The organism is Sphingomonas sp. BL2, from assembly GCF_056680015.1.
Genome location: NZ_CM155261.1, coordinates 1,255,749 through 1,277,924, shown reverse-complemented (window position 1 = coordinate 1,277,924; position 22,176 = coordinate 1,255,749). Strand labels below are relative to the sequence as shown.

At 66.3% G+C, this 22,176-nt stretch carries 25 protein-coding genes and 1 tRNA gene; 21 read left to right on the top strand and 5 right to left on the bottom strand.

The window, feature by feature from the left end:
- Positions 1-37 precede the first annotated feature (37 nt).
- Both AC1ME3_RS05860 and AC1ME3_RS05855 read right to left on the bottom strand, forming a co-directional pair.
- Positions 38-1,030 carry an aldo/keto reductase gene (locus tag AC1ME3_RS05860; RefSeq protein ID WP_480955225.1) on the bottom strand — a complete coding sequence of 331 codons (993 nt, stop codon included), beginning with the start codon at positions 1,028-1,030 and terminating at the stop codon, positions 38-40.
- Positions 1,005-2,267, bottom strand: coding sequence for a dicarboxylate/amino acid:cation symporter (locus AC1ME3_RS05855; protein ID WP_480955224.1), 1,263 nt, complete (start codon positions 2,265-2,267; stop codon positions 1,005-1,007). The genes AC1ME3_RS05860 and AC1ME3_RS05855 overlap by 26 nt, the downstream gene beginning before the upstream one ends.
- A gap of 68 nt (positions 2,268-2,335) precedes the next feature.
- Here AC1ME3_RS05855 and glmM point away from each other — a divergent pair, with 68 nt between their 5' ends.
- From glmM to AC1ME3_RS05820, 7 genes are all read left to right on the top strand, one after another.
- The gene (glmM, locus tag AC1ME3_RS05850) at positions 2,336-3,676 is read left to right on the top strand and encodes a phosphoglucosamine mutase (RefSeq protein WP_056487731.1); all 1,341 of its coding nucleotides are present in this window, start codon (positions 2,336-2,338) and stop codon (positions 3,674-3,676) included.
- Positions 3,676-3,891, top strand: coding sequence for a DUF1272 domain-containing protein (locus tag AC1ME3_RS05845; protein ID WP_192976762.1), 216 nt, complete (start codon positions 3,676-3,678; stop codon positions 3,889-3,891). Before glmM ends, AC1ME3_RS05845 begins: the two co-directional genes overlap by 1 nt.
- Positions 3,892-4,229: 338 nt before the next feature.
- Complete coding sequence (gene thiD, locus AC1ME3_RS05840; protein WP_480955223.1) at positions 4,230-5,090, top strand: bifunctional hydroxymethylpyrimidine kinase/phosphomethylpyrimidine kinase; 861 nt, start codon at positions 4,230-4,232, stop codon at positions 5,088-5,090.
- Positions 5,078-5,716, top strand: a complete 639-nt coding sequence (locus AC1ME3_RS05835; RefSeq protein ID WP_480955222.1) for a ribonuclease HII — start codon at positions 5,078-5,080, stop codon at positions 5,714-5,716. The genes thiD and AC1ME3_RS05835 overlap by 13 nt, the downstream gene beginning before the upstream one ends.
- Before the next feature lie 176 nt (positions 5,717-5,892).
- Positions 5,893-7,032, top strand: a complete 1,140-nt coding sequence (locus tag AC1ME3_RS05830) for a DNA methyltransferase (protein WP_480955221.1) — start codon at positions 5,893-5,895, stop codon at positions 7,030-7,032.
- 126 nt (positions 7,033-7,158) lie between these two features.
- Positions 7,159-8,208: a dihydropteroate synthase gene (folP, locus tag AC1ME3_RS05825; RefSeq protein WP_480955771.1), complete on the top strand. Its 1,050-nt coding sequence runs from the start codon at positions 7,159-7,161 to the stop codon at positions 8,206-8,208.
- An 80-nt stretch (positions 8,209-8,288) separates the two neighbouring features.
- Entirely contained in the window at positions 8,289-9,173 is an 885-nt protein-coding gene (locus AC1ME3_RS05820) for a bestrophin family protein (protein ID WP_056064245.1), read from the top strand.
- 53 nt (positions 9,174-9,226) lie between these two features.
- On the opposite strand, the gene AC1ME3_RS05815 is transcribed toward AC1ME3_RS05820, so the two are convergent.
- Positions 9,227-10,642, bottom strand: a complete 1,416-nt coding sequence (locus tag AC1ME3_RS05815; protein ID WP_480955220.1) for a sigma-54-dependent transcriptional regulator — start codon at positions 10,640-10,642, stop codon at positions 9,227-9,229.
- A 140-nt stretch (positions 10,643-10,782) separates the two neighbouring features.
- Here AC1ME3_RS05815 and AC1ME3_RS05810 point away from each other — a divergent pair, with 140 nt between their 5' ends.
- The 8 genes from AC1ME3_RS05810 to AC1ME3_RS05775 all read left to right on the top strand — a co-directional run bounded on the left by AC1ME3_RS05810 (position 10,783) and on the right by AC1ME3_RS05775 (position 15,528).
- Positions 10,783-10,905, top strand: a complete 123-nt coding sequence (locus AC1ME3_RS05810; protein WP_082441508.1) for an aa3-type cytochrome c oxidase subunit IV — start codon at positions 10,783-10,785, stop codon at positions 10,903-10,905.
- Between the two features lie 4 nt (positions 10,906-10,909).
- A complete protein-coding gene (locus tag AC1ME3_RS05805; protein ID WP_480955219.1) occupies positions 10,910-12,031 on the top strand; it encodes an NAD(P) transhydrogenase subunit alpha in 1,122 nt (373 codons plus the stop codon).
- Between the two features lie 10 nt (positions 12,032-12,041).
- Entirely contained in the window at positions 12,042-12,290 is a 249-nt protein-coding gene (locus AC1ME3_RS05800; protein WP_480955218.1) for a type II toxin-antitoxin system HicA family toxin, read from the top strand.
- Positions 12,287-12,502 (top strand): type II toxin-antitoxin system HicB family antitoxin, encoded by a 216-nt coding sequence (locus tag AC1ME3_RS05795; RefSeq protein ID WP_120300897.1) that lies wholly within the window; start codon positions 12,287-12,289, stop codon positions 12,500-12,502. Before AC1ME3_RS05800 ends, AC1ME3_RS05795 begins: the two co-directional genes overlap by 4 nt.
- A gap of 19 nt (positions 12,503-12,521) precedes the next feature.
- A complete protein-coding gene (locus AC1ME3_RS05790; RefSeq protein WP_056064542.1) occupies positions 12,522-12,839 on the top strand; it encodes an NAD(P) transhydrogenase subunit alpha part 2 in 318 nt (105 codons plus the stop codon).
- Positions 12,840-12,866: 27 nt separating this feature from the next.
- Positions 12,867-14,363: an NAD(P)(+) transhydrogenase (Re/Si-specific) subunit beta gene (locus tag AC1ME3_RS05785; protein WP_480955217.1), complete on the top strand. Its 1,497-nt coding sequence runs from the start codon at positions 12,867-12,869 to the stop codon at positions 14,361-14,363.
- 100 nt (positions 14,364-14,463) lie between these two features.
- Entirely contained in the window at positions 14,464-15,405 is a 942-nt protein-coding gene (locus AC1ME3_RS05780; protein ID WP_480955216.1) for a hypothetical protein, read from the top strand.
- A gap of 51 nt (positions 15,406-15,456) precedes the next feature.
- Positions 15,457-15,528 (top strand) — tRNA-Val (locus AC1ME3_RS05775).
- Between the two features lie 8 nt (positions 15,529-15,536).
- Here the strand turns inward: AC1ME3_RS05775 and AC1ME3_RS05770 are convergent.
- The gene (locus AC1ME3_RS05770) at positions 15,537-16,097 is read right to left on the bottom strand and encodes a helix-turn-helix domain-containing protein (RefSeq protein WP_480955215.1); all 561 of its coding nucleotides are present in this window, start codon (positions 16,095-16,097) and stop codon (positions 15,537-15,539) included.
- A 99-nt stretch (positions 16,098-16,196) separates the two neighbouring features.
- On the opposite strand from AC1ME3_RS05770, the gene AC1ME3_RS05765 reads away from it, so the two are divergent.
- The 3 genes from AC1ME3_RS05765 (at position 16,197) to AC1ME3_RS05755 (ending at position 18,277) form a co-directional block, all read left to right on the top strand.
- Positions 16,197-16,661 (top strand): DUF6456 domain-containing protein, encoded by a 465-nt coding sequence (locus AC1ME3_RS05765; RefSeq protein WP_480955214.1) that lies wholly within the window; start codon positions 16,197-16,199, stop codon positions 16,659-16,661.
- A gap of 39 nt (positions 16,662-16,700) precedes the next feature.
- Complete coding sequence (gene dapF, locus AC1ME3_RS05760; RefSeq protein WP_480955213.1) at positions 16,701-17,639, top strand: diaminopimelate epimerase; 939 nt, start codon at positions 16,701-16,703, stop codon at positions 17,637-17,639.
- Positions 17,640-17,722: 83 nt separating this feature from the next.
- Positions 17,723-18,277 (top strand): fasciclin domain-containing protein, encoded by a 555-nt coding sequence (locus AC1ME3_RS05755; RefSeq protein WP_120301488.1) that lies wholly within the window; start codon positions 17,723-17,725, stop codon positions 18,275-18,277.
- A 223-nt stretch (positions 18,278-18,500) separates the two neighbouring features.
- Here AC1ME3_RS05755 and AC1ME3_RS05750 read toward each other — a convergent pair whose 3' ends face one another.
- Positions 18,501-19,766, bottom strand: a complete 1,266-nt coding sequence (locus tag AC1ME3_RS05750; RefSeq protein ID WP_480955212.1) for a NupC/NupG family nucleoside CNT transporter — start codon at positions 19,764-19,766, stop codon at positions 18,501-18,503.
- Positions 19,767-19,911: 145 nt separating this feature from the next.
- On the opposite strand from AC1ME3_RS05750, the gene AC1ME3_RS05745 reads away from it, so the two are divergent.
- The 3 genes from AC1ME3_RS05745 (at position 19,912) to AC1ME3_RS05735 (ending at position 22,081) form a co-directional block, all read left to right on the top strand.
- Positions 19,912-20,559, top strand: coding sequence for a queuosine precursor transporter (locus tag AC1ME3_RS05745; RefSeq protein WP_480955211.1), 648 nt, complete (start codon positions 19,912-19,914; stop codon positions 20,557-20,559).
- Between the two features lie 122 nt (positions 20,560-20,681).
- The gene (gene argB, locus AC1ME3_RS05740) at positions 20,682-21,599 is read left to right on the top strand and encodes an acetylglutamate kinase (RefSeq protein ID WP_060526005.1); all 918 of its coding nucleotides are present in this window, start codon (positions 20,682-20,684) and stop codon (positions 21,597-21,599) included.
- Positions 21,600-21,778: 179 nt separating this feature from the next.
- Positions 21,779-22,081 carry a YggT family protein gene (locus AC1ME3_RS05735; RefSeq protein WP_056066456.1) on the top strand — a complete coding sequence of 101 codons (303 nt, stop codon included), beginning with the start codon at positions 21,779-21,781 and terminating at the stop codon, positions 22,079-22,081.
- The last annotated feature ends 95 nt before the right edge of the window (positions 22,082-22,176 follow it).

Here is a 22,176-nt window from a genome sequence, read left to right as displayed (position 1 = left end):
CTGGGTCGGCCCCTCCCGCAAGCGGGAGGGGAGGCCGTCAGATCCGCGTCATCGACATCGCCTTCTCGCCATACCGCGGCCCGGCAGTCCCACCCCGAGGCGCCGCCGCATCCAGCTTCGCCAGATCGTCCGCCGTCAGCGCAACCTCCGCCGCCTTCATGCTGTCCTCCAGCGTAACCCGGCGCTTCGACCCCGGGATCGGCACGATATCGTCCCCCTGCGCCAACAGCCACGCGAGCGCGATCTGCGCCGGCGAGGCGCCATGCGCATCGGCAATCGACTTCACCACCGCGACCATCTCCATGTTCTTGGCGAAGTTCTCTTCCGAATACCGCGGATCGTTCCGCCGATAATCGCCCTCGGGCAGATCCGACCGAGCGGTAATCTGCCCTGTCAGGAACCCGCGCCCGAGCGGCGAATACGGCACGAACCCGATCCCCAGCTCGCGACACAGCGGCAGGATCTCGTCCTCGACATCGCGCTCCCACAGCGAATATTCGCTCTGCAACGCCGCGATCGGATGCGTCGCCGCAGCCCGCCGGATCGTGTCGAGCCCGGCCTCCGACAGCCCGAGATGTCGCACCTTGCCCTCGCGAACGAGGTCCGCCATCGCCCCGACCGTATCCTCGATCGGCACGCCCGGATCGACGCGGTGCTGGTACAGCAAGTCGATCGTCTCGACCCCGAGCCGCTTCAGCGATCCCTCGCAAGCCCGCCGCACATTGGCCGGCGTGGAATCGACCCCCGTCATCCCGTTCTCGTCGTAGCGGAAGCCGAACTTGGTCGCGATCACGACGCCGTCGCGCTTGCCGCGGATCGCCTTGCCGATAAGCTCCTCGTTGACCAGCGGGCCATAGATTTCGGCGGTGTCGAACAGCGTCACGCCAAGCTCGATCGCGCGCTGGATCGTGGCGATGCTCTCGTCGGCGTTCGCCTCGCCGTACATGCCCTTGCCGATGCCGGCCATCGGCATGCAGCCGAGACCCAGCGCGGAAACCTCGAAATCAGGGCCGAGCGTGCGATACTTCATGCGGAATCTCCTGTGAGCCACTGCGGGCTGAAACGGAGATGGTGACGGCGGTGTCCATCGTCACGTTCCCGACGGTACGAAACAGGTCGGGCACGGTCTCTACCGCGATGAACAGCCCCAGAGCCTCGATCGGCACCCCCATCGCGATCGCGACCGGCGCGACCGAGGCGATGAAGCTCACCGTACCCGGCAGCGACACCGACCCCATCGTCGTGATCGCCGCGGTCGCGATCCCTGCGGCGAGTTGCCCCGGCCCGATCGGTACGCCGACCAGATGCGCGACGTAGAGCGCCACTGCGAGGTTCATCGCCGGACTCGTCGCACGAAAGACGGCAACCGCAAGCGGCAGCACGATCCCCGCGGTGGCGGGCGAAGCCCCCAACTCGACCGAGCCCTTCAGCATCGCCGGCAGCGAGGCGAGCGACGACTGCGTGCTGATCGCCACCGCCTGTGCGGGCGCGACCGCGCGCGCAAAGCGCCCGAATCGCACGCGTCCGCCGATCATCCCGACCGGATACGCCGCGATCAGCACCACTACGCCGATCGCCGAGACACAAACGATGTAGTGCACCAGCGCACCGAACGCCGCGGTGCCGGTCCGCGCGCCGACCCCGTAGGCGAGCGCGAAGATGCCGATCGGCGCGAGCTTCAACACCCAGCCGATCACGATCAGCAGGGCGTCGACCACCGCCTGGAAAAACCCGGTCAGGATACTGCGCTGCGCTTCGGGCAATTGCGTGACCGCGAACGCGAACGCCAGCGCGAACACGGTTAGCGGCAGGAACGCGTCCCCCGCCGCCGCCGCGACGACGTTGGTCGGCACGATCGTATCGAAGAACGCACCGATCCCCGGCACCGACCCGACCGGAGCGGTGGTCGTCAGCGCGGTGCGGAGTGCGGTCGCAAGTCCAGCGGGCAACGGCCACGCTTCGAGCAGCAACGGCGTCACCAGTGCGGACATGATCGTCACTGCCCACAGGATCGCGACCATCATGACCAGCGCGCGGATCGTGATCCGTCCCGCGCGTGCCGCCTCGGCCGTCGCGCCGATTCCCGTGACGAGCAGCGACACGATCAACGGCACGATCACCATCTGCAGCCCGTGCAGCCACGCCGAGCCGATCGGCTGCGTCACCGCGGTGACCGCGATCGCCTGGGACGGCGCGAGCGCGGCGGCGAGAATGCCGATCGCGATGCCGCCGATGAGGGCGATCAGGATCCGTGTAGCCTGCGACATGCTCGCCCTTCGTGGTTTACCGCGCTATCAACGGTGCAAACCTCGATACCGGACGGAAAGCACGTGTGATGGCAAGAAAATACTTCGGCACCGATGGCATTCGTGGCGCCACCAATGTCTCGCCGATGACGGCGGAGATGGCGATGAAGGTTGGCATGGCCGCCGGCGCCTACTTCCTGCGCGGCGATCACCGCCACCGCGTCGTGATCGGCAAGGATACGCGGTTGTCTGGGTATATGCTCGAATCCGCACTGGTTGCAGGGTTCACCAGTGTCGGCATGGACGTCGTCATGGTCGGGCCGATGCCGACACCCGCGGTCGCGATGCTCACCCATTCGATGCGCGCCGATATCGGTGTCATGATCTCTGCTAGCCATAACGCCTACGCCGACAACGGCATCAAGCTGTTCGGTCCAGACGGCTACAAGCTGTCGGACGAAGCGGAGGAAGCGATCGAGGCGCTGATCGACGGCGACATCCCGCTCGTACCGTCGAGCCAGATCGGCCGCGCGCGCCGCATCGACGATGCGCAGGGCCGCTACATCCACTTCGCCAAGTCGACCTTCCCCGAGAACCTCCGCCTCGACGGGATGCGGGTCGTGATCGATTGCGCGAACGGTGCTGCCTACAAGGTCGCACCGTCGGCGCTGTGGGAACTCGGCGCGGACGTCGTCGCGATCGGCGTCACCCCCAACGGTACCAATATCAACGACGGCGTCGGCTCGACCGCCCCGCAGACGCTCGCCGAGACGGTGGTCGCGAGCGGCGCGGACATCGGCATCGCGCTCGACGGCGACGCGGATCGCCTGATCGTCGTCGATGAGACCGGCACGATCGTCGACGGCGATCAGTTGATGGCGACGATCGCGGCAAGCTGGGCGCGGCAGGGGCGGCTGGCGGGCGGTGGCCTCGTCGCGACGGTGATGTCCAACCTGGGCCTAGAGCGCCACCTCGCGGCCCAGGGCCTCGGCCTCGTCCGGACCAAGGTCGGCGACCGCCACGTGCTCGAGAAGATGCGCTCGAGCGGCTACAATGTCGGCGGCGAGCAGTCGGGCCACATCATCCTGTCGGACTATGCGACGACCGGCGACGGGTTGGTCGCGGCGCTGCAGATCCTGGCGGAGGTCAAGCGTTCGGGCGCACTGGCGAGCGAAGTGCTGCACCGGTTCGAGCCATTGCCGCAGTTGTTGAAGAACGTCCGTTTCGCCGGTGGCAAGCCGCTCGACGATGATGCCGTAAAGGCGGTGATCGCGCAGGCCGAGGCAGAACTGGCCGGCAACGGACGTCTGGTCATCCGTCCATCGGGCACCGAACCCGTGATCCGCGTGATGGCGGAAGGCGACGACCCGGCACAGGTCGAGCGCGTCGTCGACCGCATCTGCGACGCGGTCCGGAAGGCTGCCGCCTGATGCTCGAGATGCGCCCCGCCTGCGAACGCTGCACCGCCGACTTGCCCGCCGACGCGCCGGGCGCATTCATCTGCTCGTTCGAATGCACCTTCTGCGCGGAATGCGCGGATGCACTTGACGAGCGTTGCCCGAACTGCGGCGGCGAATTGCTCGACCGCCCGACACGGCTGGGCGAGGCGCCACCGCAAAAGCCGGCAGCTGGGAGGCGGCACTAGGCGCCGTTCGAGTAATCGCCACCTCGCACCTTATTGCCACCCCAACCCCTTCTACCACCCCGGCGGAGGCCGGGGCCCAGTTGGAAAGGTCCAAGTAACAGATCGCAGTCCGCGGTTAGCGACGTCTCCCAACTGAGCCCCGGCCTCCGCCGGGGTGGATGCAGGCGTATGTCGAGCACCCCTGTCCTACATCCGACCGATCATGCCATAGCGCACACCATGATCGCCAACCGCGCCAACCCCAGTCCGGTATCCCCATTCCAGCCCCGTCTCAGACAAGGTACAGACCCGCGCCAGCGTCTGCACTTCGTGCACTTCGCCCCGATCTGGGACACTTTATGACAGCGCGGGTTCTCATAATAGCCGGCTCCGACTCCGGCGGCGGCGCAGGAATCCAGGCGGATATCAAGACGGTAACCATGCTCGGCGGCCACGCGATGACGGCCGTTACTGCGATCACCGCACAGAACACGCTCGGCGTGCAGGCGGTCCACGAGATTCCCACCGACATCGTCCTCGCGCAGATAGACTCCGTCGTCTCGGACATCGGCATAGACGCTGTAAAGATCGGCATGATCGGCTCGGCCGAAACGGCGAATGCGGTCGCTGACTACCTACCAAGCTTGTTCTCCCGCGAAGGCGGGAGCCCAGACTGGACTCCCGCCTTCGCGGGAGAACAACGAGGGGAAGGGCAACATTACCCAGCAAGTATCCCCATCATCTTCGACCCGGTCATGATCGCAACCAGTGGCTCCGTCCTAGCCGACGCAGCCACCATAGCCGCCTTCACCCGCCTCATGCGGATCGCCACGCTCGTTACCCCCAACCTCCCCGAACTTGCAGCCCTGGGCGGCGAGACCGCAATCCGCGCACTAGGCCCGGCCGTCCTCATAAAAGGCGGCCACGCCGAAGGCCCCCACATCACCGACCGCCTCGTCACCGACGCCGGCGAAACCCGCTGGACCAATCCCCGGATCGAAACCCGCCACGCCCACGGCACCGGCTGCACGCTCGCCAGCGGCATTGCGACCGGGCTTGCCCAAGGCCTGCCACTCGACGCCGCAATCAAGCGCGCCATCGCGTTCGTCCGCGCCGCGCTTGCCAACGCACCGGGGCTAGGCGCAGGCCACGGCCCGATGGGCCACGCACTCGGCACCAGTCCGTTCGACCAGTTGAAAGACCGCCAATGCCCGGCATGAAACACGAAAAGCTCTGCGTCGGCCCCGTCGCCGGTGTCGACGAAGCCGGCCGCGGTCCGCTCGCCGGCCCGGTCGTCGCAGCCGCCGTGATCCTGCCCACAAAAGGTGTCCCCCGCGGCATCGACGATTCGAAGAAGCTCTCCGCCTCCGAACGCGAACGTCTCTGCGCCCGCCTCAAAGGCTGCGCGATCGTCGGCATCGGCATCGTCCAGCCGGAAGAGATCGACACGCTCAACATCTACTGGGCGACGATGAAGGCGATGACACTCGCCGTCGACGCATTGGCGGTCGAACTCGGCCAGGCCCCCGGCCACGTCCTCGTCGACGGCAACCGCCTGCCGCGCTGGACCTACCCCGCCACGCCGCTGGTCGGCGGCGACGCGAAGTCGCTGTCGATCGCCGCCGCCTCGATCGTCGCCAAGCACACGCGCGACCTCATCATGATCGCCGCCGCCGAGGTCCATCCCGAATATAACTGGCATTCGAACAAGGGCTATGGCTGCGCGCACCACATGAAGGCGCTCCGCGATCACGGCCCCACGCCGATTCACCGCCGCAGTTTCGCGCCTGTCGCCGCCGCCTATCTCGCCCGCGAGGGACTTTTCGCACAGGAAACGACGAGCTGAGTCTTTCGCGCCACACCCCAAGGGCTTGAGCCGCGAGTCTCCCACGACTCAACATCTGGGCAACGAAGACTCGTTTGGTCGCAGCCGCAGATTCTCGCGAAAACGCCGTTAACGAATGTTTGCTTGACGGAGTCGGACAATTCCGCAGCTATAGACGCCGACAAGGGGCGGAAATCATGGGTTTGATCGACACGATCGCACGGCCGCGTGCGAAGAAGACAGCGGAGCCGGCGGTTCAGGCCGTCCTCCCGCTCGACCAGATCCTGCGCGGCGACTGCATCGAGCGGATGAAGGCGCTGCCGTCGAACTCGATCGACATGATCTTCGCCGACCCGCCGTACAACCTCCAGCTCGGCGGTGAACTCTATCGCCCCGACGGCAGCCACGTCGACGCGGTCACCGACGACTGGGACAAGTTCGACACCTTCGCCGCCTACGACCGCTTCACCCGCGCCTGGCTCAAGGAAGCGCGCCGCATCCTCAAGGACGACGGGTCGCTCTGGGTCATCGGCAGCTACCACAACATTTTTCGCGTCGGTGCCGCCGTCCAGGATTTGGGGTACTGGATCCTCAACGACATCGTCTGGCGCAAGACCAACCCGATGCCGAATTTTCGGGGCACGCGCTTTACCAACGCGCACGAGACGCTGATCTGGGCGTCGAAGGGCGAGAAGGCGAAGTACCACTTCAACTACCGCGCGATGAAGACGCTCAACGACGAGCTCCAGATGCGCAGCGACTGGGAATTTCCGACCTGCGGCGGCGCCGAGCGGCTCAAGAAGAACGGCACCAAGGTGCACCCGACGCAGAAGCCCGAGGCGCTGCTCTACCGCATCCTGCTGGCGTGCACGAAGCCCGGCGACGTCGTGCTCGACCCGTTCTTCGGCACCGGCACGACCGGCGCGGTGGCCAAGCGTCTCGGTCGCAGCTGGATCGGCATCGACCGCGAAGGGGATTACATCGAAGCCGCGCAGGAGCGGATCGAGGCCGCGCTGCCGCTCGATGAGTCGGCACTCGCGACGATGATGAGTCCGCGCACGCAGCCCAAGGTCGCGTTCGGCGTCCTTGTCGAGAACGCATATCTCGCCCCCGGCGCGGTGCTGACCGACTCGAAGCGGCGGTGGCGCGCGACGATCCGTGCGGATGGCTCGCTGCTCAGCGACTGCGGCACGATCGGCTCGATCCACAAACTCGGCTCGACCCTCCAGAACGCCCCCGCCTGCAACGGCTGGAGCTTCTGGCATTACGAGAGCGACAAAGGTCTGAAACCGATCGACGATCTCCGCCAGACGTATCTGCTGGCGACCACGATCTGACTTTTGCTCCCCTCCCGGGAAGGGAGGGGCTGGGGGTGGGTTGGCGGCTTGGCGGGCGATACGTAAACCAACCGGCCGACCCACCCCCGACCCCTCCCTTTCAGGGAGGGGAGCAGGAGAACGATCATCCACCTCCGCCCCGTCCAGTTCGTCGACACCCCGATCGGCCACGAAGACAACAGCGTCGCGCGCCTGGCGGGCGGCCTGCAATGGTTCGCCGCCTACGAGGTGATCGAAGGCCGCGCCCGCCGCACCATCCCCGTCGCCGAAATCGCGAGGCTGGGCGAGCACGCCGCGCACCTCCACGCCGCCATCACCGCCCCCCGCGCGCCCCTCCAGCTTGGCGAACGCACCCTCCGTTTCGACCAGCCGATCGTCGCCGGTATCCTCAACGTCACCCCCGACAGTTTCTCCGACGGCGGCAAGCATGTCGACGATCCCGCCGCCGCCGCGGCTGCCGGAATCGACATGGCCGCCGCCGGTGCCACGCTGATCGACGTCGGCGGCGAGTCGACCCGCCCCGGCGCCCCCGCGGTCTGGGAAGGCGACGAAATCGCACGCCTCGTTCCCGTCGTCGAGCGCCTCGCGCGCGCAGGCGCGATCGTCTCGGTCGACACCCGCAAGGCCGCCGTCATGGAGGCCGCGCTCGCCGCTGGCGCGCACATCGTCAACGACGTCGCAGCACTTCTCTGGGATGACCGCGCACTCGACGTCGTGGCAAAAAGCGGCTGCCCCGTCGTCCTGATGCACTCGCCCGACCCGAAAAAGGGCGGTCACGGCAATGGCGGCTATACCAACGTCCTGACCGACGTCTTCGACTGGCTGGAAGCTCGCATCGCCGCGGTAGTCGCGGGCGGCGTCGACCGGTCGCGGGTCATCGTCGATCCCGGCATCGGCTTCGGCAAGACGCTCGCCGAGAATCTCGCGCTGCTCAACGGCCTCGCGATCTTCCACGGGCTTGGCTGCCCGATCATGCTCGGCGCCAGCCGCAAGCGTCTGATCGGCGCGCTCTCGAACGAAGCGCCGGTCGACCAGCGCCTCGCCGGTTCGCTCGCGCTGGCACTCAAGGGCGCCGAGGCCGGCGTCCAGATCCTGCGCGTCCACGACGTCGCAGAGACGGTGCAGGCGGTGAAGATCTGGCGCGGTCTGCGCGATCAGTCGCTCGTTGGCGGCTAAGCGGGGCGGCTGATCGTCGCTGCATTGCAGCGAAACGCCTCTTCGCGCATTAAAAGCCCTGTTAACAAGGGAGCTTTCGTTTGATCGTCACTGCAACACCGCGCCTCAGTCAAATCTTGAGCGAGGTCTGGCGCCCGCTGCTGGGTCTTTTCGTCTGGGACGTCGTCGTCACGATCACCTATTACGTCCTGCCGTTTCACGCGCCGGCCCTGCCCCTGACGCTGTTCGGTACCGCGCTGGCGCTGTTCCTCGGCTTCCGCGACAACTCCGCGTATCAGCGCTGGTGGGAAAGCCGCGGGCTGTGGGGCCTGATGATCAACGCCTCGCGCAACTTGGCGCGGATGGCGCGCAACATGCTGCCAGAGCCCGAGGGCCACGATATGAAGCGGACGATCGTCCTCCGCCAGATCGCGTATGTGAACGCATTGCGCTGCCAGTTGCGCAAGCAGCCAGCGCCCCCCGAAGTGTTGCGCTTCCTGTCGAAGGAAGAGGCGTCGTTCGCGCTCGATCGTACCAATATCGCCAACGGCCTGCTCGACGGCACCGGCCGCCGAATCGATATAGCGCGCCGCAACGGCTGGATCGACACCATCCAGCAGACGCAGTTCGAGGCGATTCTCGTCGATATCGCCAACGCGCAGGGTGGCATGGAGCGCATCAAGAACACGCCGCTGCCAAACCAGTACCGATTCTTCCCCAGTATCTTCACGCGGCTGTTCTGCATCCTGCTGCCAATCGGTCTGGTCGAGACGCTCGGGTTCGCGACGCCGATCGGCTCAACGATTGCCGGGTTGATGTTTCTCGCTGTGCTCCAGATCGGCGACGATCTGGTCGATCCGTTCGCGGACACGATCCACGACGTCCCGCTGAACGCAATGTGCCGAACGATCGAGATCGACCTGCTTCAGGCGATCGGGGACGAGGCACCGGAGCCGTTGCAGCCCGTACGTGGCGTTCTGTGGTAGAGCAGGATCTGGCTGGGTCACGTTCGTAGGATCAGCCATATTCCAGCGTCGTCTCACGCGGCGTTGTCGATCCCGAGTTCGCCGAGCTTGCGGTAGAGCGTCGAGCGGCCGATGCCGAGGCGGCGGGCAACTTCGGTCATGCGGCCGCGGTAGTGGCCGATCGCGAGGCGGATGACGTCGGCTTCGATCTCCTCGAGCGCGCGGAGGTTGCCGTCGGGGCGGAACAGCGTGACGCCGCCGCCGCCGACCGCTGCCGGCGCGGATGGCCGCTCGCGCGTGCCCAGCGCGGCGATCTCGGGGAAATCCTCTTCGGTCAGCGCGGTGTCCTCGCACAGCACGGCGGCGCGGAAGAGCGCGTTCTGCAACTGGCGGACGTTGCCGGGCCAGTCGTACTGGACCAGCAGCGCGAGCGCGGAATCGGTGATGCCGAGCGGTCGCAGCCCCGGCTGCTCGGCAATCCGCGCGAGCAGGTGGCGGGCGAGCGCGGGGATGTCGCCGGTGCGTTCGCGCAACGGCGGGATCGTCACCTGGACGGCGTTGAGACGGTAATACAGGTCTTCGCGGAAGCGCCCCGCCTCGACCTCGTCCAGCAGTTTGGTATTGGTCGCGGCGATCACGCGGACGTCAACTTCGCGCGGGTGGCGGGCACCGATCGCGAGGACTTCGCCGGTTTGCAGGACGTGCAGCAGTTTCGCCTGCGCCTCGAGCGGCATCTCGCCGACCTCGTCGAGGAACAGCGTGCCGCCATCGGCGTCGTGGAACCGGCCGATCTTGCGCTCGAACGCGCCGGTGAACGCGCCCTTCTCGTGACCGAACACTTCCGATTCAATGAGATTGGCGGGGATCGCGCCGCAATTGACGCTGATCATTGGCTTCTTCGCGCGCGGGGAGGCGGCATGGATCGCCTCGGCGATGACGTCCTTGCCGACGCCGATCTCACCTTCGAGCAGGATCGCGACGCGGGCGCGGGCGGCTTTCGCGGCGATCGCGAGGGCAGCGCGGAAATCGGGGGAGGAGCCGACGATCTCGTCGAAGGCGAGCAGGGCGGGGATCTTCTCGGTCAGCGGGCGAAGCTCGCCCGACGATTTGCCGACCACCGCCGCGTCCAGCGCGGCGAGCAGGCGATCGGGGGCAAGCGGCTTGACCAGGAAATCGGTGGCGCCGGCGCGCATCGCGCTGACCGCGTACGCGACCGATCCGTTCGCCGTGATGACCAGGATCGGCAGCGCCGGACGCCGCTCGCGCAGGGTCGCGATCAGGGTGGTCGCATCCTCGTCGGGCGCCCAGTGATCGATCACGATCGCGTCGAGCTGCATGCCGTCCTGCGTGCCGAGCGTGGCGATCGCGGTCTCGTCGTCCGCCGCGAAGACCGCGCGCCAGCCGCCTCGCGCCGCGAGGGCGGCCACCAGCCGCCGCTGCGTGGGCTCGTCGTCGATCAGCAATAATAGGCGCTGGCCATTGCGCGTCATGGCGAATCCTGTCCCGTTCCGGCACGTGCAATAGCTAGCGCAAGTAAAGAGCGACTTAAATGTCCTGCTTGGCGTTCCAGGATACGCGCGATAAGGTCTCGGCCATAGAGGATGGCACTGACAGGATTGGGGCACGAACCATGGCCGGCAACGGGGACATGAAGGCGCACGTCGCGACCTATTCGAGCGTGACGGGAATGATGAAATGGGGCGCAGTCGGGTGTGCGCTGGTCGTCGCGCTCGTCATCTGGCTGATCTCGTAACGCCATGAAGATCGCCGTCCTGAAAGAGCAAGCGGACGGCGAGCGGCGGGTTTCCGCGACGCCGGAAACGGTCAAGAAATTCATTGCGCTGGGGGCGACGCTGGCCGTGGAAGCGGGCGCGGGTGAGACCGCCTCGATCGCCGATGCCGCGTATTCGGATGCGGGCGCGTCGGTAGGTGACCGTGCGGCGACGCTGGCGGGGGCGGATATGGTGCTCGGCGTGCAGGGGCCTGATCCTGCTTCGCTGAACGGCGTGACGCGTGGGGCGTGGATCGTCGCAAGCCTCAATCCCTTTGCAGAGCGTGCGCGAGTCGAGGCTTATGCCGCGGCGGGCTACGAAGCGCTGGCCATGGAGTTCATGCCGCGCATCACGCGCGCGCAGTCGATGGACATCCTGTCGTCGCAGTCCAACCTGTCGGGGTACAAGGCGGTGCTCGACGCGGCGGCCGAATATGGTCGCGCGTTTCCGATGATGATGACCGCGGCGGGGACGATCTCGGCGGCCAAGGCGTTCGTGATGGGCGTCGGCGTGGCGGGGCTCCAGGCGATCGCGACCGCGCGGCGGCTTGGCGCGCAGGTGTCGGCGACCGACGTGCGCGCCGCGACTCGCGAGCAGATCCAGTCGCTCGGCGCGAAGCCGATCTTCGTCGAGAACGTCGCGGGGATCGAAGGCGAGGGGACGGGCGGGTATGCCGGCGAGATGTCGCCCGAATATCAGGCGGCGCAGGCGGAGCTCGTGTCGGGGCATATCGCCAAGCAGGACATCGTCATCACGACGGCGCTGATCCCGGGGCGTGCCGCACCGCGGCTGATCTCGGCGGCGCAGGTTGCGAGCATGAAACCGGGATCGGTGATCGTCGATCTTGCGGTCGAGCAGGGCGGCAACGTCGAGGGCTCGGTCGCGGGTGAAGTCGTCGTGGTGAACGGTGTGAAGATCGTCGGTCACCGCAACGTGCCGTCTCGATTGGCGGCGGACGCCAGCGCGCTGTTCTCGCGCAACCTGTTCAATTTCCTCAACGCCTTCTGGGACAAGGAGGCGGGGCGACCCGTGCTCGACGCCGAGATCGGCGATGCGATCCGGCTGACGCAGGGTGGCAAGATTGTGAACCCAAGGCTGCTGACATGATCCGGAGAGCATGACCCGTGGCGAGCGGCTTCTCGATGCGATGCGGGCCAATCCGCGGGACTGGCGTATCCAGGATGTCGCCGCCGCGTGTTCGGAGGTGGGGATATCTTGCAGCCCACCTCGCAACGGCTCACACTACAAGGTGAAGCATACAAGCCAGGTCGAAATCCTAACGATCCCCGCGCACCGGCCGATCAAGCCGGTTTATATTCGCGATCTCGTCAGGTTCATCGATGCGGTGCGGAGAACGGAACGATGAACCCGCAAGATTATGAAGTCGTGATCCGGCCGCTGTCGCCTTCAGATGGCGGGGGATATTTTGCGGTTGTCCCGGCACTCCCTGGGTGCAAGTCCGACGGCGATACGCCGCAGGACGCTCTGGCCAATGCCTATGATGCGATCGCCTGCTGGATCGAAGCTGCCGAAGACATGGGACGCAATATCCCCGCCGCTGCGCGCGCGGCAGCCTGAGAGAATCGGAGACCGAACAATGGACTTTATCGCGATCCTGTCGATCTTCGTGCTGGCGTGTTTCGTCGGGTATTTCGTTGTCTGGGCGGTGACGCCCGCGCTGCACACGCCGTTGATGGCGGTGACCAATGCGATCTCTTCGGTGATCATCGTCGGCGCGCTGATTGCTGCAGCTGCGGCAGGCATCGGCGCCGGATCGGGCGTGGCAAAGGCGCTCGGGTTGCTGGCGGTGGTGCTGGCGAGCATCAACATCTTCGGCGGTTTCGCGGTCACCGCGCGGATGCTGGCGATGTACAAGAAAAAGGAACGGCCGGTCGCGCCTGCTGCGAGCAAGTGAGCGATGCGGACGTGAAGGGGACGCGCGATGCATGAACTGACGGTCAGCCCCTGGGCATCGCTCGCCTATCTGGTAGCGGGGGTGTGCTTTATCCTTGCGTTGCGCGGGCTGTCGAGCCCCGCATCGAGCCAGCGCGGCAACCGGTTCGGCATCATCGGCATGACGATTGCGGTGGTGACGACGCTGGTGACACATGTGCCATTCGTTCAGCACCTTCTCGTTTCCGACACCGGATCTACGATAGTCGTGCGCGCTATCGACTGGACCACGGTCGTCGAAATCCTTGCGGCGATCGGCGTCGGCGCGGCGATCGGCCTCGTCACCGCCCGCCGGATTGCGATGACCGCGATGCCGCAACTCGTTGCCGCATTCCATAGCCTCGTCGGTCTCGCCGCGGTGCTGGTCGGCGTCGCGGCCTATCTCAACCCGCAGGCGTTCGGGATCTCCGACCTCGTCATCCCGCTGATCGGCCAGCCCTTCGCCGTCATCCACCCGGTCAGCCGGATCGAACTCGGGCTCGGCGTCGCGATCGGTGCGATCACCTTCTCCGGCTCGGTCATCGCGTTCCTGAAACTCAACGGCAACATGGGCGGCAAGCCGATCATGCTGCCTGGCCGGCACGTCATCAACATCGCGCTGCTCGCCGGCATCCTCGGGTTGATCGCGTATTTCGTCACGAACCAAGAGCCGTGGATCTTCTGGACGATCGTGATCCTGAGCTTCGTCATTGGCTTCCTGCTGATCGTCCCGATCGGCGGCGCGGACATGCCGGTGGTGGTCAGCATGCTCAATTCCTATTCGGGTTGGGCGGCGGCGGCGATGGGCTTTACGCTGCACAACAGCGCGATGATTATCACCGGCGCGCTGGTAGGCAGCTCGGGCGCGATCCTCAGCTACATCATGTGCCGCGCGATGAACCGCAGCTTCATCAGCGTGATCGCGGGCGGCTTCGGCACGGTCGCGGACACCAGCGGCGGCGCGGTCGCGAGCGATCGCCCGTGGAAGCGCGGCTCGGCGGAAGATGCCGCGTTCCTGATGAGCCAGGCCGAGCAGGTCATCATCGTCCCCGGCTACGGTATGGCTGTCGCGCAGGCGCAGCATGTGCTCCGCGAAATGGGCGACAAGCTGAAGGCCGAGGGGGTCCGCGTGAAATACGCGATCCACCCCGTCGCGGGGCGCATGCCAGGGCACATGAACGTCCTGCTGGCGGAGGCGAACGTGCCGTATGACGACGTGTTCGAGCTCGAGGACATCAACAGCGAGTTCGCGCAGACCGACGTCGCGTTCGTAATCGGCGCGAACGACGTGACCAACCCCGCCGCCAAGACCGACAAGACCTCGCCGATCTATGGCATGCCGGTGCTCGACGTCGAGAAGGCCAAGACCGTGCTGTTCATCAAGCGATCGATGGGCGGCGTGGGCTATGCCGGCGTCGATAACGAGCTGTTCTACCGCGACAATACGATGATGCTGCTGGCCGACGCGAAGAAGATGGTCGAGGATATCGTCAAGGCGCTCGACTGAGCTCTTCGCTTGGGGTCCCAACTGGAACGGAACTCGATCCAGTTCGGGTGTAACTCCTCACCTGACGCAGGTTAGTCTCCGCATCACAGCGGAGACCTTGATGACCCTATCTGACGGCCCGCCTGACGCGGCGAATTACGACACGGGGATCGACGCGGTCCTGATCGCCGGGCCCGGCGCACCGGACCGGCTGACCGTTGCCCTCGCCGCGCTGAACGGTCGGATCGTTGCCCGCCTCGATTGGCCAGCAGGCTTCGGTGATCATGCGACGCCGCAGGTCGTTGTCGTCGAGGCCGGCGGGGTCGATCCAGCGATAATAGCCGAACACTTGCCAGGTATCGTCGATCAGGCCGTCAGAATGCAGGCGGGACTGGTCGTCGCCATGAGCGTCGACGAGATCGACGTCGTGGCCGCGGCGACGCTGGGTGGTAGCACGCGGTTACTGGTCGATCCCACCGTCGGCGATTGCGTCGCTGCGATCGTGGTCGCTGCCGAGGCGGCGCGTATCCCGGCGGGCGTCTTCGATGTTCACCGCGAGACCGACGGCACGCGGCTCGAGCGACTGAACACCGAGGTCGCGCGGATCGCCGAGGCGCTCGCCCGACTGACGCGGGCGGAGATCGAGGGCGACGCACCCGCCGCGCCGATCGTCGGCGACCGCACCAATCGCTACGGCGCACCGCCCGCCTTGATCGAGCCCAGCGCGGCGGATGTCCGTCGAGCAATCCGCGCGCGCCGATTGCGCGACCAGTTCTTCGGCGCGACATTGTTCGAGGATCCCGGCTGGGACATGCTGCTCGATCTCTACGCCGCCGAGCTGGAGCGGGGCCGTGTCTCGGTGTCGAGCCTGTGCATCGCGGCGGCAGTCGCGCCGACCACTGCGCTGCGCTGGATCGCGCGGATGACCGACACCGGACTGTTCGAACGCCGTCCCGACCTGCTCGACCGACGCCGCGCGTTCATGGTGCTGTCCGATCGCGCGAGCGAGGCGATGCGTGGGTATATCGTGGCCACCAGGGGCGCCGACCTCCGCATTCCGTGATTTTAGCTTGCCCTGGCCGCCCGGCTTTGGCATCGGACGCCCACCCGAGAGGGGCGATTAGCTCAGTTGGTAGAGCGTCTCGTTTACACCGAGAATGTCGGCGGTTCGAGCCCGTCATCGTCAATCACCCTCTATAGCTCGCGCACCAGTCGAACTGCGACCGCGATCCAGGCGGGGGCGGCGATGGTCAGCGACTGCGTGCCGGTGTCCGGCGGGAGGACGGTAACGCCGCCGCCGCATCCGGTGAGCTGGCCGAACGCGAACCTTCCTGCGGGTTGCGGGACGAGGACGTCGCGGTTGAGCGCGGTTGCGAAATCTCGGGGGGCGAGGGTCGCTGCCCAGATCACGTCGCCTGCGTGATAGTCGCCGGTGTCGTTCGCGACGGTTATTGCGACTTGGCCGGGTGCGACTTGAGGCGGGGGGACGGTCGTGGTTCGGCGGGGAGCGTGGGCGCCTCGGCCGTCGAGTATTGCGACGACTGGGAGGTCGGTGCGGTCCGGCAATGTCACGAGATCGCTCGCCTCTACGCCTAGTGCCGCCGCGATCCGGTTGAGCCAGCCGATCGAGACCGTGCGCGTGCCCGTCTCCAGCCGCCCGATCGTCTGCGCGGTGGTCGGTGGATCGCAACGCCTGGCGACGTCCTCCAGCGTCAGTCCCTTGGCACGCCGGACTTCGCGAATGGCGGTGATCATTGCAATGCGATCATCGAACGGTTCCAAACCAGATGGGTTAATTCTCTGTCCTACAACGGTGGAGCTATGGCAACCGCCAAGCGCAACGGGAGATGGCGGATGCGCGAACTGGTAGAGCGGACGGTCGATTCGGAGGGCGTCCCACAAGCAGCCGGCATGCGCCGCGGTCGTATGGTAACCATCAACCTCGCGGAGTCGCCGCTCGGGTGGTTGCGATCGCGGGCGCTGATCGACTTGAAACAGCTCGAGGCGGGGGAGCGGTTGCGGGCCGATTACGAACGCGCGTCGATCGCGCCGAGCGTGACGATGCGCTGGGTCGAGCGGGTCGATGGCGATGGTGGTGACGGACTCGACCCGACGTCGGCGCAGATCGCGGCGAAGCGTCGGTTCGATGCGGCGCTGGCGGCAGCGGGGCCTGGGCTGGCGGATATCCTTTGGCGCGTGGTTTGCGCGGGGGAGGGGCTGCCGGTGGCCGAGAAGGCGTTGCAATGGCCGGCGCGGGCGGAGCGGGTCGTGCTGACGCTCGCGCTCGATCGGTTGGCGGCGCATTATGGGATTGGTTAGGCGCTCGCATTGGTGCGCGGGCGTGACTAAGTGTCGAGCATGCTCTTCGACCTCATCAAATGCCACGGTTCCGGTAACGACTTTCCGCTGATCGACGCACGCGCGTCGGCGCTTGGCGATGCGGCTTGGGCTGCCGTCGCGCGGGCGCTGGCGCATCGGGATGGGCCAGTCGGTGGCGATGGACTCCTGCTCCTGACGGGCGGCGACGCGACCCACGCGTTCGGCATGCGGATGTTCAATTCGGATGGCAGCGAGTCTGAGACGTGCCTCAACGGCCTGCGCTGCGTCGCGCGCGCGGGGTTCGCGGCCACGGGCTCTGAAACTACTTTAGCGCTGCTGAAGACGAGCGACGCGGCCGTCGAGCGCGATGCCGATATTGCCGATGGCGTGTTCACCGTGCGCGAGATCGCTGGCCCCGCATCTCTGGATGTCGCGGTGTGGCCGATGACCGTCGGGACCGATCGCATCGTCGATACGCCGATCGCGCCCTTGCCGACGGATCGCGCCTTCACGGCGGTGGCGATGCCGAACCCCCATCTCGTGACGTTCGTGGATGCCATCGACGAAGGCGAACTCGTCCGCGTCGGCGAAGCGTGCGAGGCGGCGCCCGACTGGCTGCCCAATCGCGCGAACGTCAGTTTCGTCGAGGTGCGTGGCCATGACCTGTTCGTCCGCACCTTCGAGCGCGGGGTCGGGCTGACCGACAGCTGTGGCAGCGCGATGGCGGCGTCGACCTATGCCGCGTGCCTGACCGGGCGGATCGCGTACGATACGCCGACGACCGTCTTCAACAAGGGCGGGCTGGTTCGCGCGGAGGCGAGCGAGGCGGCGATGGTCACGCTGTCTGGCAATGCGACGTTCGAATGGACCGGCTCGGTCGAGGTCGATCTCGACACGGCGATCGCTAGCGATCTGGTCGTCACACGGCGGCACGACGATGAGATCGCGGCGTGGGCGGGACTTCTCGCGACGATCTGAGCACCGGCTGCGTCCTTCTTGTGGCACGCGCGTATCTCCCCGCAGTGGCGCCGCACACCGGCTCCGCACGCAGGAGAGAAGCCATGAACCACTTCATTCGTACCGCGATCGTCGCGGCCGCCGTTGCCGTCAGCGGCAGCGCCATCGTCGCAGCGCAGACCAACCCGATGGTCGGCGGCGCCGCTATGTATCCGACCAAGACGATCGTCGAGAACGCGGTCAATTCGAAGGACCACACGACGCTGGTCGCCGCGGTCAAGGCCGCCGGCCTGGTCGAGACGCTGTCGGGCCCGGGTCCGTTTACCGTGTTCGCGCCGACCAACGCCGCGTTCAAGAAGCTGCCGGCCGGCACCGTCGACACGCTGCTCAAGCCCGAGAACAAGGCGCAGCTCGCCAGCGTCCTGACCTATCACGTCGTCCCCGGCACGATCACCGCCGCCGACATCGCCGCCAAGGCGAAGGCGAACGGCGGCACCGCGACCTACACGACCGTGCAGGGCGAGCCGCTGATGTTCAAGAAGGTCGGCACCGGCTGGGGCATCATGGACGGCAAGGGCCACAAGGGTAAGATCACGATCGCCAACGTCATGCAGTCGAACGGCGTGATCCACGTCGTCGACACGGTGATGCTGCCGTAATCGGCGATCCCGCGAGATAGCTGCCCGCGGACCATTACGCGGCAGTGGCGTCGGGCCCGTTGCCAAGAGGTGACGGGCCCGATTGCATTTAGGTGCCGTGGCATCCCAGTCCCGTCATCTCAACCTCTCCGTCATCCTGACGAAAGTCAGGACCCAGAGTAACAAGCGCTGCCCCTCGTGGCTCTGGGTCCTGACTTTCGTCAGGATGACGGATGGGCGGGATTCAGCCGATCAGCAGGCCCGCGAGCGCGGCCGACATCAGGTTCGCCAAACTCCCCGCGGCCAGCGCACGAAGGCCGAGCTTAGCGATCATCGGCCGCTGGTTCGGCGCGAGGCTGCCGGTCACCGCCATCTGGATCGCGATCGACGAGAAGTTTGCGAACCCACACAGCGAGAAGGTGATGACCGCGATCGTCCGCGGGCTCAGCCCCTGCTGCGTGCCGAGCGAGATGTAGGCGACGAATTCGTTCAGCACGATCTTCTGCCCGAACAGCCCGCCGGCGATCCCCGCCTCGCTCCACGGCACGTTGAGCAGGAACATGATCGGCGCAAAGACATAGCCGAGCAGCCCCTGGAAGCTCAGCCCGGGCAGCCCGATCATATTGCCGAGTCCGCCGAGTAAGCCATTCGCGAGCGCCACGAGTGCGACGAACGCCAGCACCATCGCACCGACCGCAACCGCCAGACGCACGCCGGTCTGCGCGCCCTGGGCTGCTGCCATGATCAGATTGGCGGGTTTTTCCTCGTCGTGCGTCGCCTGCGGCATCGGTTCGCCCGCCGACGATTCACTCGGCAGATCGCCAAGTGCGAGTTCGCCTTCCGGCGGCGTGACGCGGTCGGGCATGATGATCTTCGCCATCAGGATCCCGCCCGGCGCGGCCATGAAGCTTGCCGCGAGCAGATAATCGATGCGGATGCCCATCGACGCATACGCCGCGAGGATGGTGCCCGCGACGCCGGCCATGCCGCTGGTCATCACGGTGAAGAGCTGCGCCGGGGTCAGGCCCGCGAGATAGGGGCGGATGACGAGCGGCGATTCGCTCTGGCCGACGAAGATGTTCGCCGCCGCGCACAGCGACTCGACCTTCGAGACGCCGATGACCTTCTCGATCCCGCCGCCGACCCACCGCACCACGAACTGCATGATGCCGAGATAATAGAGGATCGAGACGAGGCTGGCGAAGAAGATGATCACCGGCAACGCGGCGATCGCGAAGCTCTGTCCGCCGATCTCGGGAGTCGCCATCTTGCCAAACAGGAACTCGGTGCCCTTCTGCGAATAGCCGAGCAAATTGGCGACCCCGCCGGACATCTCGCCGAGCACGACCTTGCCGAAGCTGGAATACAGCACGAGCACGGCGATCCCGGCCTGCAGCGCGAACGCGGCGCCGACGATGCGCAGGCGGATCGCGCGGCGGTCGCTCGACAACAGCACGGCAATGCCCAGGATGACGGCGATGCCCGCCAAACCGATGAAGAGTCTTTCCATGGACGCCCTGCGTTTTCTTGCGATGACACGCGCCGCCCCCCGGCTGCGCAAGCGACCGACATGACACGCGAGCGCCGCGCTCGCCAGTTATTTGAAGCGCGCTAGTCATTTGACGGCGCGCGCGATTTCGCTAGCGTCCCCGGCGATGGATAAGTCTGTTCCCGCGTTCCCGCGTTCGCTCTTCGTTTTCTCAGTCCTGTACGGCGGCATGGTGTGCATCGCCGGCGTGTTGGGGGTGAAGCAGGTCGCGCTCGGCCCGCTCGCGGTCGAGGCGGGAATCTTCGGATTCCTGCTGTTGGTGGTGTTGAGCAGTGCGATCGCCGAACTGCACGGCCAGAAGACCGCGACGTTCCTGGTGCGCCTGGGGTTCATTCCGCTGCTGGTGTCGGCGGCGCTGATCCACCTGGTGCTGGCCTTGCCGCACGACCCGGGGATGTACCCGCCCGCGGTCGACGCGTTCCCGGTCGTGGTCGGCCAGAGCTCGCGGATGATGATTGCCGGGCTGATCTCGTACGGAATCTCGCAGACACTCAACGTGCTCATCTTCTCGAAGCTGTCGGGACAGGTCGGCAGCGGTGAGGGCAAGCTGGTGTGGCTGCGCGGGATGATCGCGAGCATCATCTCGCAGATCATCGATACGATCCTGTTCATCACCATCTCGTTCCTCGGCGAACGGCCGATCGTCGCGTTGATGGAAGGGCAGATGCTGACCAAAGTCATACTGTCGATCGTGCTGGTGCCCTTCATGATCACGTTCTTCGTGAAGCTGGGACGGCGGTTGGACCGGGTCTGACCTCGTTGTTTCCCCGCGAAGGCGGGGACCCAGTCTGGGCTCCCGCCTTCGCGGGAGAACAAGGAGGCGGGGACCGCGGTCCGCGTCTTTCGCTCCCTCACCCAACTGGCTAAGGGATCGGCATGACCGATCACACGCCCGATCCCGCCCTGCTCGCCAAGGCGGAAACGCTCACCGAGGCGCTGCCGTACCTGCAGCGTTACGCCGGCAAGACGTTCGTCGTGAAATACGGCGGCCACGCGATGGGCGACCCCGAACTGCAGCGCGATTTCGCCGAGGACATGGTCCTGCTCAAGGCGGTCGGCATCAACCCGGTGGTGGTGCACGGCGGGGGGCCACAGATCGGCGCGATGTTGAAGCGCCTCGGCGTCGAATCGCGCTTCGTCGACGGCTTGCGCGTCACCGATGCGGAGACCGCGCAGATCGCTGAGATGGTCCTGGCCGGCTCGATCAACAAGGAAATCGTCGGCTGGATCGGCCAGGCTGGCGGTCGCGCGGTCGGCATTTCCGGCAAGGACGCTGGCCTCGTCCTCGCGCAGAAAGTCGGCCACGGTCGCGAGCCCGACAAGCTTCAGGGGATCGAGCGCCACGTCGACCTCGGCTTCGTCGGCGAGCCGATCGCGGTCGACCGGACGATCCTCGACACGCTGATCGCCGCCGACATCATCCCGGTGATCGCGCCGATCGGTATCGGCGCGGACGGCCACACCTACAACATCAACGCCGACACGATGGCGGGCGCGATCGCCGCCGCGATGGGCGCGGCGCGGTTCTTTCTGCTGACCGATATCGTCGGCGTGCTCGACAAGCAGGGCGAGCTGCTCACCGACCTCGACCCTGCGCGGATCGCCGAACTGCGCGCCGATGGCACGGTGACCGGTGGCATGATCCCGAAGCTCGACACCTGCGTCGCGGCGGTCGAATCGGGCGTCGATGCCGCGGTCATCATCGACGGCCGCGTGCCCCACGCGATGCTGCTGGAGATCTTCACCAAGCAGGGTGCAGGCACGCTGGTCAGCGCCAACGGGCGCTCGCGGTAAAGGGGGTAGCCCTGGCCAACCCAACGATCCTCCCCCTGGCGGGGGAGGATCGCTCGGGGCGGGCATATGTGATGACGGTCCGTCGGTAGAATAGAGTTGGTACACCTCCCGACACCACAGGGCTTCTCGTTCTCCCCCCGCCACCTTATATCGGCAACACACCAGCGGAGACCCTTGCCTTGATCGCCCTTCTTCAGATCGTCCAGTTGCTGCTCACCGTCATCTGGTGGATCATCGTCGTGCAGGCGATCCTGTCGTGGCTGATTGCGTTCAACGTCATCAATACGCACAGCGATTTCGTCCGCACCGTGTGGACCGCGCTGCAGCGCATGACCGAGCCGATGTACCGCCCGATCCGCCGCGTGCTCCCCGATTTCGGCGCGCTCGACCTGTCGCCGCTGGTCGTGCTGCTGATCCTCTATATTCTCAGCAACATCGTCATTCCGAACATCGCGCAGAACTACCTCGTCGCGACCTATTGAGCGGGAAGGCCGCTTGGCGAGCGCTGGCTGACGGCTTGGCGCTGACCGCCGGGACTGACGAGCGTGTCGCTGGCAAGGTCGCTACGCTGGCGGAA